Origin of the sequence: Candidatus Pelagibacter sp., from assembly GCF_052049675.1 — a bacterium.
Lineage (GTDB): Bacteria > Pseudomonadota > Alphaproteobacteria > Pelagibacterales > Pelagibacteraceae > Pelagibacter.
In genome coordinates this window covers 723,169-737,100 of sequence record NZ_JBNGZM010000001.1, presented here as the reverse complement: position 1 = coordinate 737,100, position 13,932 = coordinate 723,169, and the positions used below count along the sequence as shown (strand labels likewise).

At 32.2% G+C, this 13,932-nt stretch carries 13 protein-coding genes; 7 read left to right on the top strand and 6 right to left on the bottom strand.

Annotation, left to right across the window (positions count from 1 at the left end):
* Positions 1–31: 31 nt before the first annotated feature.
* From glaH to ACTT9L_RS04015, 7 genes are all read left to right on the top strand, one after another.
* A complete protein-coding gene (gene glaH / locus ACTT9L_RS04045; protein ID WP_440928053.1) occupies positions 32–943 on the top strand; it encodes a glutarate dioxygenase GlaH in 912 nt (303 codons plus the stop codon).
* Positions 944–975: 32 nt separating this feature from the next.
* Positions 976–1,743 carry a pyrroline-5-carboxylate reductase gene (locus ACTT9L_RS04040; RefSeq protein ID WP_440928052.1) on the top strand — a complete coding sequence of 256 codons (768 nt, stop codon included), beginning with the start codon at positions 976–978 and terminating at the stop codon, positions 1,741–1,743.
* A gap of 5 nt (positions 1,744–1,748) precedes the next feature.
* Entirely contained in the window at positions 1,749–2,537 is a 789-nt protein-coding gene (locus tag ACTT9L_RS04035) for an ABC transporter ATP-binding protein (RefSeq protein WP_440928051.1), read from the top strand.
* Entirely contained in the window at positions 2,537–3,244 is a 708-nt protein-coding gene (locus ACTT9L_RS04030; RefSeq protein WP_440928050.1) for an ABC transporter ATP-binding protein, read from the top strand. Before ACTT9L_RS04035 ends, ACTT9L_RS04030 begins: the two co-directional genes overlap by 1 nt.
* Position 3,245: 1 nt before the next feature.
* Positions 3,246–4,256 (top strand): branched-chain amino acid ABC transporter permease, encoded by a 1,011-nt coding sequence (locus ACTT9L_RS04025; RefSeq protein ID WP_440924962.1) that lies wholly within the window; start codon positions 3,246–3,248, stop codon positions 4,254–4,256.
* Between the two features lie 35 nt (positions 4,257–4,291).
* Entirely contained in the window at positions 4,292–5,623 is a 1,332-nt protein-coding gene (locus ACTT9L_RS04020; protein WP_440928658.1) for a branched-chain amino acid ABC transporter permease, read from the top strand.
* Between the two features lie 76 nt (positions 5,624–5,699).
* Positions 5,700–6,869: an MFS transporter gene (locus ACTT9L_RS04015; protein WP_440928049.1), complete on the top strand. Its 1,170-nt coding sequence runs from the start codon at positions 5,700–5,702 to the stop codon at positions 6,867–6,869.
* Positions 6,870–6,901: 32 nt separating this feature from the next.
* Here the strand turns inward: ACTT9L_RS04015 and ACTT9L_RS04010 are convergent, their stop codons facing one another.
* The 6 genes from ACTT9L_RS04010 to ACTT9L_RS03985 form a co-directional block, all read right to left on the bottom strand.
* The gene (locus ACTT9L_RS04010) at positions 6,902–8,092 is read right to left on the bottom strand and encodes an ABC transporter substrate-binding protein (protein ID WP_440928048.1); all 1,191 of its coding nucleotides are present in this window, start codon (positions 8,090–8,092) and stop codon (positions 6,902–6,904) included.
* A gap of 107 nt (positions 8,093–8,199) precedes the next feature.
* Complete coding sequence (locus ACTT9L_RS04005; RefSeq protein ID WP_440928047.1) at positions 8,200–9,681, bottom strand: aldehyde dehydrogenase; 1,482 nt, start codon at positions 9,679–9,681, stop codon at positions 8,200–8,202.
* A complete protein-coding gene (locus ACTT9L_RS04000; RefSeq protein ID WP_440928046.1) occupies positions 9,674–10,456 on the bottom strand; it encodes an alpha/beta fold hydrolase in 783 nt (260 codons plus the stop codon). Before ACTT9L_RS04000 ends, ACTT9L_RS04005 begins: the two co-directional genes overlap by 8 nt.
* A gap of 6 nt (positions 10,457–10,462) precedes the next feature.
* Positions 10,463–11,050, bottom strand: coding sequence for an amino acid synthesis family protein (locus tag ACTT9L_RS03995; RefSeq protein ID WP_440928045.1), 588 nt, complete (start codon positions 11,048–11,050; stop codon positions 10,463–10,465).
* The gene (locus ACTT9L_RS03990) at positions 11,047–12,750 is read right to left on the bottom strand and encodes a thiamine pyrophosphate-binding protein (RefSeq protein WP_440928044.1); all 1,704 of its coding nucleotides are present in this window, start codon (positions 12,748–12,750) and stop codon (positions 11,047–11,049) included. The genes ACTT9L_RS03995 and ACTT9L_RS03990 overlap by 4 nt, the downstream gene beginning before the upstream one ends.
* Entirely contained in the window at positions 12,747–13,916 is a 1,170-nt protein-coding gene (locus ACTT9L_RS03985; protein WP_440928043.1) for an LLM class flavin-dependent oxidoreductase, read from the bottom strand. The genes ACTT9L_RS03990 and ACTT9L_RS03985 overlap by 4 nt, the downstream gene beginning before the upstream one ends.
* Between the last annotated feature and the right edge of the window lie 16 nt (positions 13,917–13,932).

The following is a 13,932-nucleotide window of genomic DNA, read 5'->3' as shown; positions in this document are numbered from 1 at the left end:
ATTTATAAAATAAGGTAAAATAAAATTTAGAATGCAAAAAATTACAGGCATAGATATTCAAAAACATGATAAATCAAATAGGATTATAAAAATTAGTTTAGAAAATGACATAATAGATAAATTAATTTTCCCTTTTAATAAATTTGATTTAACAGCATTAGAGCTAAAACCATTTACAAGATTTACTTTAGCTAAAAGTTTAGATGATTTAACAAATAATAAATTAAGCGAATTAATGAACTCAATTATTAGAGATAGATCTACAGGTTGCTTTATTATTGGACCAAAAAATATAACTGTAAAAATTAATGATACATTTTTAGTTAAGTTATCAACTGCAATAGCTCATCTAATTGGTGTACCTAATCATGATGCTATGGCAGGAAAATATTATGCTCGTTTTCATGTTAAACATGAAGATACTAGCGACTCTTACCTAAGAAAGGCTTATAGGAATATGGATCTTCATACAGATGGGACATATGTGAAAGATGTAACCGATTGGTTAATTATGACAAAAATTGATGAGCAAAATGTTGAAGGTGGTGAAACAGCTATGTTACACCTTGATGACTGGGAGCATTGTGATGATTTATACAATGATCCAGTTGGGAGACAAAATTTTGTTTGGGGGTCACCAAAAAGTAAAAATATTAATTACAAGGTAGAGCACCCAGTCTTTTCGACTGATAAAGAGGGAAGACCAACGATATCTTATATAGATCAGTTTCCAGAACCTCAAAATATGGATCAAGGAAATTTTTTACAAAGATTGTCTGATGGATTAGAGGAAAGTAAAAATAAAATAATTACAAAATTACCTGTTGGATTCTCTGTGATTGCAAATAATTATTTCTGGCTTCATGGAAGAAAACCTTTTAAAGAAAACAAGGAATTAAGCAGAGAATTACTAAGAATTAGAGGTTCTTTTTTTGTTAATTAATTCAATATAATCAATATAAAGTATCCAAAATTATGAATTTAGGTTTTATTGGTACTGGAAAAATTGCAGCTTCAGTAATTACTGGAATATGTAAATCAAAAATTTCCTATAAGAAAATTATTATTTCTCCAAGAAATAAAAAAATAGCTCTTAGGTTAAAAAGAAAGTTTAAAAAAATAATCATTGCCAAGGATAATCAACAAATTTTAGATCAATCTAATTGGGTATTTTTATCTGTTACACCTATTGTTGGTGAAAAAATTATTAAAGATTTAAAATTTAAATCTACCCAAACAGTTGTTAGTTTTATTTCAACAATTACTTTATCTCAATTAAAGAAAGCAATTAAAGTAAAAGCAAAAATTGTAAGAGCAATACCTTTACCTCCAATTTCATTAAAGAAAGGTCCGGTGCCTATTTGCCCTCCTAATTCAAAAGTTAAAGCATTTTTTAATAATTTGGGTACAACTGTAGAAATTAAAAACGAAAAATCATCTATAAATTTTTGGTCAACCTCTGGCATGATGGCAACTTTTTATGAGATGTTAAGAGTAATGACTGATTGGTTGGTAAAAAGAGGGGTAAAAAGAAATAATGCTCAAAAATATATTACTTCTTTATTTTTAGCTTTATCTGAAGATGCTGTAGTAAATTCAAAAGAAAATTTAAAGAATTTAGTAAAAGAGTCTCAAACGCCAAAAGGATTAAATGAACAAGGTGTGAAAGAATTAACTAAAGCTGGATTTTATAGATCTCTAGAAAAAACATTAAATAGTATTCACAGAAGACTTAACAAATAAATCAAATGTCTGAAAATATTTTAGAGATTAATAATTTAAGTAAATATTTTGGTGGATTAGCTGCAGTTTCAGATTGTTCAATAAAAGTTAAAAGAGGAACTATCACTGGTATCATTGGGCCAAATGGATCTGGTAAAACAACTTTATTTAATTTAATTGCTGGAAACCTAAAATCCTCTGGTGGAAATGTTGTTTTTGATGATGAAAATATTACTGATGTTCCATCTTATGAATTATTTTCTAAAGGGTTGTTAAGAACATTTCAAATTGCACATGAATTTTCAAATTTATCTGTTTTAGAAAATTTAATGATGGTTCCTGGAAATCAATCTGGAGAAAAAATAATGACAGCATTATTTAAACCAGGTTTAGTTGCACAAGAAGAGGCTGTGGTTAAAGAGAAAGCAAAAGAAGTTGTTGAATTTTTAAATTTAGGACATTTATCAAATGAACTCGCTGGAAATCTTTCAGGTGGACAAAAGAAACTATTAGAACTTGGAAGAACCATGATGGTTGATGCAAAATTAGTATTATTAGATGAAGTAGGGGCTGGAGTTAACAGAACTTTGTTAAAAGATCTTGGAACTGCAATAGAAAAGTTAAATAAAGAAAAAGGTTATACTTTTTGTATGATTGAACATGATATGGATTTTATTGGAAGATTGTGTGATCCAGTGATTGTAATGGCTGAGGGGTCAGTATTATTTGAAGGAAGTGTTGAAGAAGCAAAAAAAGATGAGAAAGTTATCGAAAGCTATCTTGGAAGAGGATCAAAATTAAAGGAAACTAACTAATGGCATATTTTGAAGGAATAGAAATGACAGGTGGTTATGGTAATGGTCCTGACATTATTAGTTCGTGTTCAGTAAATGTTAATAAAGGTGAAATAGTTTCTATTTTAGGTCCTAATGGAGCTGGTAAATCAACTGCCATGAAAGCAATGTTGGGATTGCTTGATTTAAAGTCTGGATCAGTAAAGATTGATGGTAAGGATATTTCAAAATTATCTCCTCAAGATCGAGTTAAGCAAGGTATTTCTTTTGTGCCACAGACTAAAAATGTTTTTGCAGGGATGACTGTTGAAGAAAATTTAGAAATGGGCGCATTTCTTGTTGATAATGAAATCAAAAATATAATTGAGGAAATTTTTGAATTGTTTCCAATTTTAAGAGAGAAAAGAAATCAGATGGTTGGTGAGCTTTCTGGAGGTCAAAGACAACAAGTAGCTCTAGGTCGAGCTTTAATGATTAAACCCACAGTTTTAATGTTAGACGAGCCAACTGCTGGCGTATCACCAATTGTGATGGACGAATTATTTGATCATATTGTAAAAGTAAAAAGAACTAATGTTGCAATCTTAATGGTAGAACAAAATGCAAAACAAGCCTTAAGTATTTCAGATAGAGGCTATGTACTAGTGACTGGAGAAAATCGTTATTCAGGTACTGGTAAAGAATTATTAGACGATCCAAGAGTAAGAAGCTCTTTTTTAGGAGGGTAATATGGATTTTGTAAATGCAATAATTCTTTTATTAAATTATATATTTATTCCCGCATTAACTTATGGTTCTCAGTTAGCATTAGGTGCAATATTTGTAACATTAATTTATGGAATTTTACGATTTGCAAACTTCGCGACTGGTGACATGATGTCTTTTGGAACCATGATGACAATATTGTTTACATGGTATTTTCAATCTTTAGGTGTTTCTTTAGGTGTTTTACCTACTGCTTTATTGGCTATTCCATTTGGAATAATTTTCATGATTTTTTACATGCTTTTAATTGATAAGTTTGTCTTTAAGTATTATAGAAATCAAAAAAGCCCCCCAGTTCAATTTGCTATGGTGAGTATTGGAGTAATGTTTGTAACACAAGCAGTGGTAAGAATTATTATTGGACCTGGTGACAGAAGATTTTTTGATGGGGAAAAATTCATTATTAAAGCTCGTGAATTTAAGGAGATGACAGGTTTAAATGAAGGTCTTGCATTGAAATCAACTCAAGTGATAACTATTTTTGTAACAATAGTTTTAGTCTCTTTATTGTTTTGGTTTTTAAATAGAACAAAAACTGGAAAAAGTATGAAAGCTTATTCTGATAATGAAGATCTTGCTTTGTTGTCAGGTATTGATCCAAAAAAAATAGTTTTAGTTACTTGGGTTATTGCTGGAATTTTAGCTACAATTGGTGGAGCTTTGTATGGTTTAGATAAAAGTTTTAAACCATTTACTTATTTTAATAATATGCTTCCTATTTTTGCTGCTGCAATTGTCGGAGGAATTGGAAATCCATTTGGAGCTTTTTTAGGTGGATATGTAATTGCTTTTTCTGAAATATTGCTCACTTACGCATATAAAAAATTCTTTATGTATATTTTACCAGAAAGTATGGAGCCAAGTAGTTTGGTTCAGTTACTATCTACAGATTATAAGTTTGCTGTATCGTTCTCTATACTTGTAATTGTTTTAATTTATCGACCTTCGGGAATATTTAAGGGGAAAGTATTGTGAGAAAAAACCTAAATGTAATTGCAGCTTACAGTATCATGATGGTACTCATTCTGATGGTTGGTATATTTCAGTCTTGGAACATAGCGTTATCAATATTTAATCTTTGTTTAATTTCTGCAGTTATGACAATGGGTGCGAATATTCAATGGGGATATGCTGGTTTAATTAATTTTGGAATTATGGGCTATACGGCTTTAGGTGGTTTAGCTGCAGTATTGATATCTGTCGATCCTGTCCAAGAAGCTTGGAGCGCAGGAGGTTTCGACATTCTAATGTCGTTGTGGTTGATAGTAGTAATGGTATTAGTTATACGCTTTGTTTTAAAAAGATTTGAAAAATCAAAAATAAGAACATACAGCATAGCTGCAATAATAATTTCAGGTATTTTACTTATTAGATTTTCTGCAGAGCCAGGCATAGAAGCTATTGAAGCAGTTGATCCTGCTAAAACTGGTTTCTTAGGAGGATTTGGATTACCAATAATATTTTCTTGGATAGTAGGAGCACTTTTTGCTGGTGGTTTAGCATTTATAGTTGGAAAAGTTGCGCTTGGTCTTAGAGCAGATTATTTAGCTATCGCAACACTTCTTATTTCCGAAATTGTTATTGCAATTATTAAACACGAAGATTGGCTCACAAGAGGAGTTAAAAATGTCATTGGATTAAAAAGACCTGCACCTTATGAAGTAGATCTTCAAACAACTGATTGGTTTATTAAATTAGTTGAAAAGTTTAATTCAGCAAAATTAAGTGTAATTGAGAATTTAGCTGATAGACAAGCTGCTTTAAATCAACTTGTTATTGAAGGCTCTTCAGTATTTGTAAAACTGTGTTATTCAGGATTATTTTTAGTAGTAGCAATCATACTTTTAATTTTAACTCAAAAGGCTCTTTATTCTCCATGGGGAAGAATGATGAGGGCAATTAGAGATAATGAGGAAGCTGCAAATGCAATGGGTAAAAATGTTGTTAAACAACATTTACTAATTTTTATTTTAGGCTCAGCAATTGTTGGAATTGCGGGCGCAATGCTTGTTACACAAGATGGTTTATTTACACCAGGAAGTTATAGACCTATGAGATATACGTTTTTGATTTGGGTGATGGTAATTGTTGGAGGAAGTGGAAATAATTTTGGAGCAATTTTAGGAGGATTTGTTGTTTGGTTTTTATGGATTGAAGCTGCACCAATATCATTATTCTTAATAAACTTTTTCACTGCGGGAATTCCTGAAACAAATGCACTTAAAGCTCATTTAATTGAAAGCGTTCCTTATTTCAGATTTTTACTGATGGGATTAGGATTGTTGTTTATTATGAGGTATAGACCTAAAGGTATACTTCCTGAAAAAATAGAAATAAAGTAAACGTAATGAAATATATTATATTAGGTGCTGCTGCTGCTTGGGCTTTGTATATGGCAGATAAGTATTTATTCTTTTAATGAATAAAAATCTTTCGTTACTTATATTAAGCCAGATTTTTGCATTTACAGCTGCACCGGTCACCGTTTTTTTAAGTGGTATAATTGGTTCAAAATTTAGTCCAATAAAATCTTTAGCAACTCTTCCAATGGCTTTGTCAGTTGTTGGAATTGCGCTATTTGCTTTTTTTGCTGCAAAGTTAATGAGTATAATTGGACGGAAATTGGGATTCATTTACGCATCAGTAGGTACATGTTTTGCATCTCTTTTAACTGCATACTCTATAATTATAGAAAGTTTTGTCTTATATAATTTAGGATGCTTTTTAATTGGTGGAGGAATAGCTTTCAGCCATCAATATCGTTTTGCAGCAGTCGAGGTTGTGGATAAGGATTATGCACCAAAAGCAATTTCTATCATTTTGTTAGCAGGAATAGGTTCGGCATTTATTGGTCCAAACATTGCAAACATTTCGAAAGGATTTATTTCAGATCATATATATGCAGGTTCTTATTTTGCACTTGCCATTTTATCCATCTCATCAACAATATTTTTAATTTTTTATCAGGAACCAAAAACGATATCTAGTAATCAATATAAAACAGGAAGAAGTTTTTTTGAGCTTATCTCTCAACCTAGATTTCTACAGGCACTGATAGCTTCAGCCTTTGCCTATGCTGTTATGACTTTTTTAATGACAGCAACTCCCATAAGTATGCATTTGATGGAGAAAATAAGTTTATCCAAGACTGGATTTGTTATTCAGCTTCATATAGCAGCCATGTTTTTACCTTCACTAATTACTGGAAATTTAATTAAAAGGTTTGGTCACAGTAAAATTATGTATGTGGGAGTTTTATTATTTTTAATCACAATAATAATTAGTTTGTTTGAACAGAATTATATTAACTATATGGTTGCACTTATTTTTCTTGGGCTAGGATGGAATTTTTTATTTATATCAGGAACAAGCTTACTCGTTTTGTGTTACAGAGAAGAGGAGAAATTTAGAGCTCAAGGATATAATGATTTAATTGTTTATTCTATACAAGCAGTAGCGAGTTTGTCTGCTGGGGTGTTTCTAAGCTTAACTAGCTGGAAAACTATGAATTTAATATGTTTGATTTTTCTAATTATCATAGCTCTATCTACCATAAGAGCTGATTTAAAAAAAAACCCCAGTAATTAAATTACTGGGGTTTTTTGAATTAAGATAAAAAATTATCTTTGTTTTTTAGTTTTGAATTTTCCGCCTTTAATTTCTTGTTCTAAGAAAGAACCTTCAGCTTCACCAACACTAGTAAAAGTTACTCCAGTAGCACCTTCGTAATTAATCTTTTTACCTTTTGCTAGTAAGTCTAAACCTTTCTTAAGTTCACCTGGATAAATTTTAGTTCCAGGAGCATTAGCAACATCCATTACATTTTTTGCAATTGATGCTCTGTCAGCAGAGTTACCTGCTTGCATTGCAAGAACGATTAAAGCAGCTGCATCGTAAGATTCACCTGTGTAAGGACCAGAAGCTTCTACACCCCCAGCTTTTGCAACTTCAGCAAATATGCCTGCGCCTTTACCAGTAGAACCTGGTAATGATCCAAATGATTTACTTAAATCTTTTCCGAATGCATCAACTAAAGATTGACCAATCATACCATCTGATAAAATGAATCTATCAAACGCACCAGAGTCTAAAGAAGCTTGAATAATTCCTTTTCCTCCTTGGTCAAGATAACCAATAACTGCTACAGCATCACCACCAGCAGAAGCAAGAGTTGCTACTTCAGATGAGTAATCTGCTTTTCCATCTTCGTGAGCAGTTACAGTTGTAACTTTAATACCATGAGCTTCAACTGCCGCTTTGTAAACATCAGCTAAACCTTTACCATAGTCATTGTTAGTATAAGTGATTGCAACACTTTTTACTTTTCTGTCTTTAGTTATATCAGCTAAAATTTGACCACCTCTAGCATCTGATGGAGCAGTTCTAAAGAAATACCCTTTGTCATCTAGAGTTGTTAATCCTGGAGAAGTAGCTGAAGGTGAGATCATTACTACACCATTTGGTACAGCAACGTTAGTTGCAATAGCACCAGTTACACCTGAACAGTCTGCTCCCATAATTGCAGCTACACCACCTGAAATTAAACCTTCAGCTGCAGCTGTTGCCGCTGCTGAGTCAACACAAGTTGAGTCTGCTCTTACTGGCTCAATTTTTTTTCCACCTAATAGTGAACCTGAATCTGAGGCTTCTTTAAATGCAAGCTCTGCAGATGCAGCCATAGCTGGAGTTAGAGATTCAATAGGACCAGTGAATCCTAAGATGATCCCCATTTTAATCGAATGTCCGTCTGCCATTACATTTGAACCAAAACTTGATACAAACATAAATACAGCGATAAATAGTTTTCTCATTATCTTCCTCTTTATTGTTAACAATTTATAAAAGCCAATTTAAGTATGAATACAATCAATATTCAATGACAAAATTATCCTATTTTAGATGGGTTAATTGATACGGATTATCTTATTGAGAAAGGGTCCAGAGAAGGTTCGTCTGATGTGTAGAACCAAGTTGTTTTTACTCTTGTGTAGTCTTTAATTGAGTCAATTCCCGCTTCCTTCCCATATCCACTATCTTTAATACCTCCAAATGGTGCAGATGGTGAAATTAATCGATAAGTGTTAACAAAAGTTATTCCTGCCCTAATTGCTTTCGAAACTCTCATGCCTTTAGATAAATTACTTGTATAAACCCCAGAAGATAATCCATATTGATTATCGTTCATTTTAGAAATTACTTCTTCTTCTGTATCAAATTTCATTACTGATAATACAGGTCCAAATAATTCGTTTTCTGCTACAGGCAGATTATGATTGTCACATTCAATAATTGTTGGGGGAAAGTAATACCCTTTATTTGAGAAAGAATGTCTTTCACCTCCACACTTAATTTTTCCACCTTGATCAATTGTCTCTTTAATATTTTTTTCTATTACTTCCAATTGTTTAAAATTACTTAAAGGACCCATCTCTGTTTCTGGATCCATTGGTGCTCCAATTTTTATTTTTGATGCACGATTTGAAAGCTTATTTAAAAATTCATCATAAATTCCTTTTTGCAAATAAAGTCTTGATCCTGCTATACAACTTTGTCCACTTGCACCGAATATACCTGCAGTAATTCCATTTATTGCATTTTCTTGTTCAGCATCATCAAATACTGCAACTGGGCTTTTTCCACCCAATTCTAAACTTACTTCAGATAAATTTTCAGCAGAGTTTCTAATTATATGTCTCGCTGTTTCAGGACCTCCAGTAAATGCAACTTTTTCAACTAGATTGTGCGTAGTCAAACTTTTACCACATGGATCCCCAAATCCTGTAATTACATTCACTACACCTTTAGGGATACCAGTTTTTTCAATCAACTTTGCAAATTCAAATAAAACAGCAGGAGCAAGTTCGGAGGATTTAATTACAACTGTGTTACCCATTGCAAGAGCTGGCGCAACTTTAGTGGCAGTTAAAAACATTTGTGAATTCCAAGGAATTATTGCAGCTATAACACCTATAGGTATTCTAGTTGTTATTGCTTGAACATTTGGTTTATCTATTGGCAAAACCGTTCCTTCAACTTTATCTGCCAAGCCAGCATAATAGTCGTAATATTCTGCTATATAAACTGCTTGCTTTTTTGTTTCCCTGTAAAGTTTTCCGGTATCAATTGTTTCTATTTCTCCTAGCATTTCTGCATTCTCTCTTAATTGATTTCCAATAGCTCTTAAATATTTAGCTCTTTCTCTAGGAAGTAACTTTGGCCATTCACCCTCGAATGCTTTTTGAGCAGCTTTAACTGCATTATCAACATCTTTAGCACTTGCTTCTGGAACAACTGCCCATGGCTCATTATGTTCTGGATTTAAAGTTTCAAATGTTTTTTTACTTTCAGAGTCTACCCACTCACCATTAATAAACATTTTATATTGCTTTAATTTACTCATCTGATCCAATAAAATTTTTGATTGTTAAATTTACATCATCAGCACACTCAATACCACAAAGATGTTTTCCATCTTTAATGATCTTTAATTGACTTTTAGATATCAAACTATTCAATTCTTGTGACATTTTTACAGTTGAGCCAATGTCGTATTCACCTGTCATAATCAGTGTGCTTGCTTTAATTTTATTAAAATCTTCATCATTTTTATGATTAACGAATAGCTCGTAAACCTTTAAAAAATTATTCATATTATTTGCAGACAAAATTGAACTTATTTTTTCATAAATTTCTGGATTATTTTTTAGATATTTATCAGTAAACCATCTTTTTAGGGCTTGTTTTGAGAGTTTTAATTCTTTTTTTGCTTGTTCAAATCTTTGATTAACAATTTTTTGTTGTTCCTCAGTTCTTTTATAAATAGAACACAAAAGAGTTAAGGTTTGTAAACGTTCATTATGTTTAGTTGCAAAATTTCGTGCGATTAAAGACCCTATAGAGAAACCTACAAGATGTATTTTTTTTATATTAAGATGGTCCATTAATGTAATTAGTTGGTCAGAAAAATTATCAAAACTAATTTCCTTATTTTCTAATGAAGATTTTCCATGACCTAAAATGTCATAAGCAAGAGTCGAATGATAATTAAAAAATTCAAGTTGAGGCTGCCATATTTCGTGAGTAAGACCTACACCATGCACAAATACTATTGGCACATCTTGATCCTTTTTATTGAATAAGTAATAAGTTCCTGAGGCAGTAGTTCCTGTCGTCATCAAGAATTATTTTGGCTCGATACCCATTTCTTTCATGTCTTGATATCTATCACCAGTTCTTGCATGTGCTCTACCACTTGATGCCCCACCAATTGCAATAACCACCTCATCATCAAAGGGTGCATCATGAATAGTAAATTCATGAGTTAGGTAATATGGTCTCAATCCAGAATCTGTTTTATGCATCATAGGAATCGCAATCTTTGATCCAGCAGGTCCCCTTGTATTTGTAAAACTTAAATAGGAAGTTCCACCAACAGCATCTCTAAATTTATTACCAAACCTTAAAGTATGAATAAAAGCTGAAGCATGCTCTATTTCACCGTTCAATCCAACTACACCTGCCTTACCATACGCTAATATTTTTTCAGGTGATCCTATTTCTTTTATCAGTTCTGGAACAAGTAAATCACCTAGCTTTGGTGCAAGATTTAAAATAGTTGGTCTGAGATCTTCAACAAAACCCTGACCATGCCATGGATTTTTAAACACAGCTGCTACTGATACCATTAAAACTGGTTCTTTCGCTTCTTTACCACCTTCAATAAAAGTCTTGTCTACAAATTTTGTAAATTTTCTTAATTCTAATTTCATTTTTTTTTTCTATGTTTGAAACTATCTCTTCTAAAACTGTATAATGCTTTCGGATCCACATCAACATCTATCACAGATGGTTTGTTTGACTTAATTGCTGCTCGTACAGCTTCACCAATCTCAGAAATTTTTTTAACTTTAAAACCGTTTGCGCCATAAAGTTCCGCAACCTTATCAAAGGATGGACTGGTAATATCTGCACCTAAATATCTTTTTCCAAAAAAATCTTTTTGATAAGCTTTTTCTGCGCCCCAACTTTGATTGTTCATCACAATAGTTGTTGTATTAATTCCATATTCAACAGCAGTGCTTAACTCAGATATTGTCATGCCGAAACCCCCATCACCCATAAGACTTACAACTGTTTTTTTAGGCTTTGCAACCTTGACACCAAGGCCACATGCAAAAGAAAAACCAACTAAACCAAAATCCAATGGAGTAAATAATGAAGGAGGATCATAATATTCTAAAGCATCTGTAGCTTGCAAACATAACGTTCCAGCATCTAGAGTAATTGCTGAGTTTCTTGGTAGCACTTTTCTTAATTGTTTAAATAGCCCTTTCGGTTGTATAGGAAAATTTGAACCCAAATTTTCTTTATTTCTATTTATCAAATATTCTTTTCTCTCTTTTAAATAAGAGTTAGTCCAATCTTTAATATTTAATTTAATATTCTCTTTTTTAATCTCTTCGTAAAGCTGTTTAGTTGCAGTCGCAGCATCTGCGTGTATCTTAACTTTTACAGGAAAATATTTTCCAAGCATTCTTTTTTCCAGTTCAATTTGAATTATTTTTGCCTCTTTATTTATATTTTCATAGGAGTAAAAAGTTGAATTAAATCCTAAACGCGTTCCAATTGCTAAAATAACATCTGCATTTTTAACTAATCTTGATGCAACAGGATTTCCTCTAGGACCCATTTGCCCAGCATTTAATTTATGACCAAAAGGAATTGCATCTCCATGACCTGCTGCTGTAACAATTGGTAAATTGCATAGCTCAGCTAATTTTATTACCTCTTTGTATTTAGAATTATATTTAATTCCTGCACCAACAATAATTACTGAACATTTTGAAGATCCAATTAATTTTGCAGCCTTTTTGATATTTTCTTTATTTCCTTTTTGTTTGCTCTCATTTTCGAACGATGGTTTTTTAACATTGATATTATACTTGTTTGAAGCTGCTAATATATTTCTTGGTAAATTTACACATACAGGTCCCTTTCTAGGTTTCATTGCCAAACTAAAAGCATCACTCATAATTTTTGGAATTATTTTTGAATTTTTTATAGTCCAGGTTTTCTTTGTAATAGGTGCAAACAAAGACTGTTGATCTAAACCTTGGAATGCATCTTCCATTTTATCTTTAGTTGAATACGAACCTGCAATTGCAACAACTGGAGAAAAGGCTGCTTTTGCTTGAGCAACGCCTGTAACTAAATTAGTAGCGCCAGGTCCGTTTTGGCCTGCAATAATTACCCCAGGTCTATTGGATGCTCTTGCATAACCATCAGCCATATGTGTGCCGGTTCTTTCATCTCTGACACCAAAAAATTTTATACTTTTCTCATGATAAAGAGCATCAAACATTTCCATTGTTGCTGAACCAATAAGTCCAAAAACATGTTTTACTTTTTCTTTTTTTAATGATTGAACAGCAGCTTGTCCGCCGCTAATTCTTTTTCGTCTTTTATTCACGAAACTTTTTTTACTTCAGTGTCAAAGTCATCTTGGAAGTGAGGCATAACTTTTTCTGTGAAAAGTTTTATACTTTTCATACAATCTTTATGCTTCACACCCGGAAAATTAGACCAAACTTGCAAATTTTGTAAATTGAGTTCAGATTTTAATTCATGAATTTTATCAATCACATATTCTGGTGTTCCAAATAACATGTTTCTTTTATGTAAAAATTCATAATTTAATAAATCCAATTTACCTTTTGTTTCAGGTAGCTCTTCACCAGGATCCATATGATTTCCCAAACCTCTCCAATGACAAACCCATCTCATATAATTTACCATATGTTCACCAGCTTTTTCTTTTGCTTCTTCCATCGTGTCTGCAACAAACATATCTCTTACAAGAGATACCCCTTCGCCAAGAGGTATATTTTTCTTTGTTACCTCTGATCTTTTATTTTTATAAGCTTCAAATTTTGGTTTCAAAGCTTTTACAGTTGGAATCCACATAATAACATTGATGTTATTTTCAGCAGCCCACTCAATTGATCTAATTCCATCAACAACTTGATGAATTGGAGGATGCGGCTGTTGATATGGCTGTGGAACAACACTAATTTTTTTCATAGTACTGTCCTCCATATTTATAAATTCTTCACTTGGAGGACTCATATCATGCTGCCAAACATAATTTGGTGATGGATAAGTATAAAATTCTCCTTGATGATTGAAAAATTTTTCACTCCATGCTTTCTTTAATACCTCTAAAGTCTCAGCAAATAATCTAAAATTTTTAGCCTGATCTTTTAAATCGGCCTCTTTGTTTAGATTTATTGCTTCTCTACCATAAATTCCTCTTGCTACACCTACTTCAACTCTCCCTTTTGAAAGTTGATCTAATGTTGCAATATCCTCTGCTAATCTTATTGGATTATGAAAAGTAATAACGTTTGCAGCTTGGCCTATTCTTATATTTTTTGTTCTTGCAGCTGCATCTGCACCCATCATTAATGGATTTGTACAAGACTCCATTCCCTCGTGATTGAAGTGATGTTCTGTAAACCAAATTGAGTTCCATTTGTTTTGATCACAGTATTCTGTAATTTCTTTAGTCTCATCTAGCAATTGATGATAAGGTTTGTGTGTCCAGTTTGTGGTGTTACAAAAATAACCAAATTTCATAAAGCCTCCTTTAAAA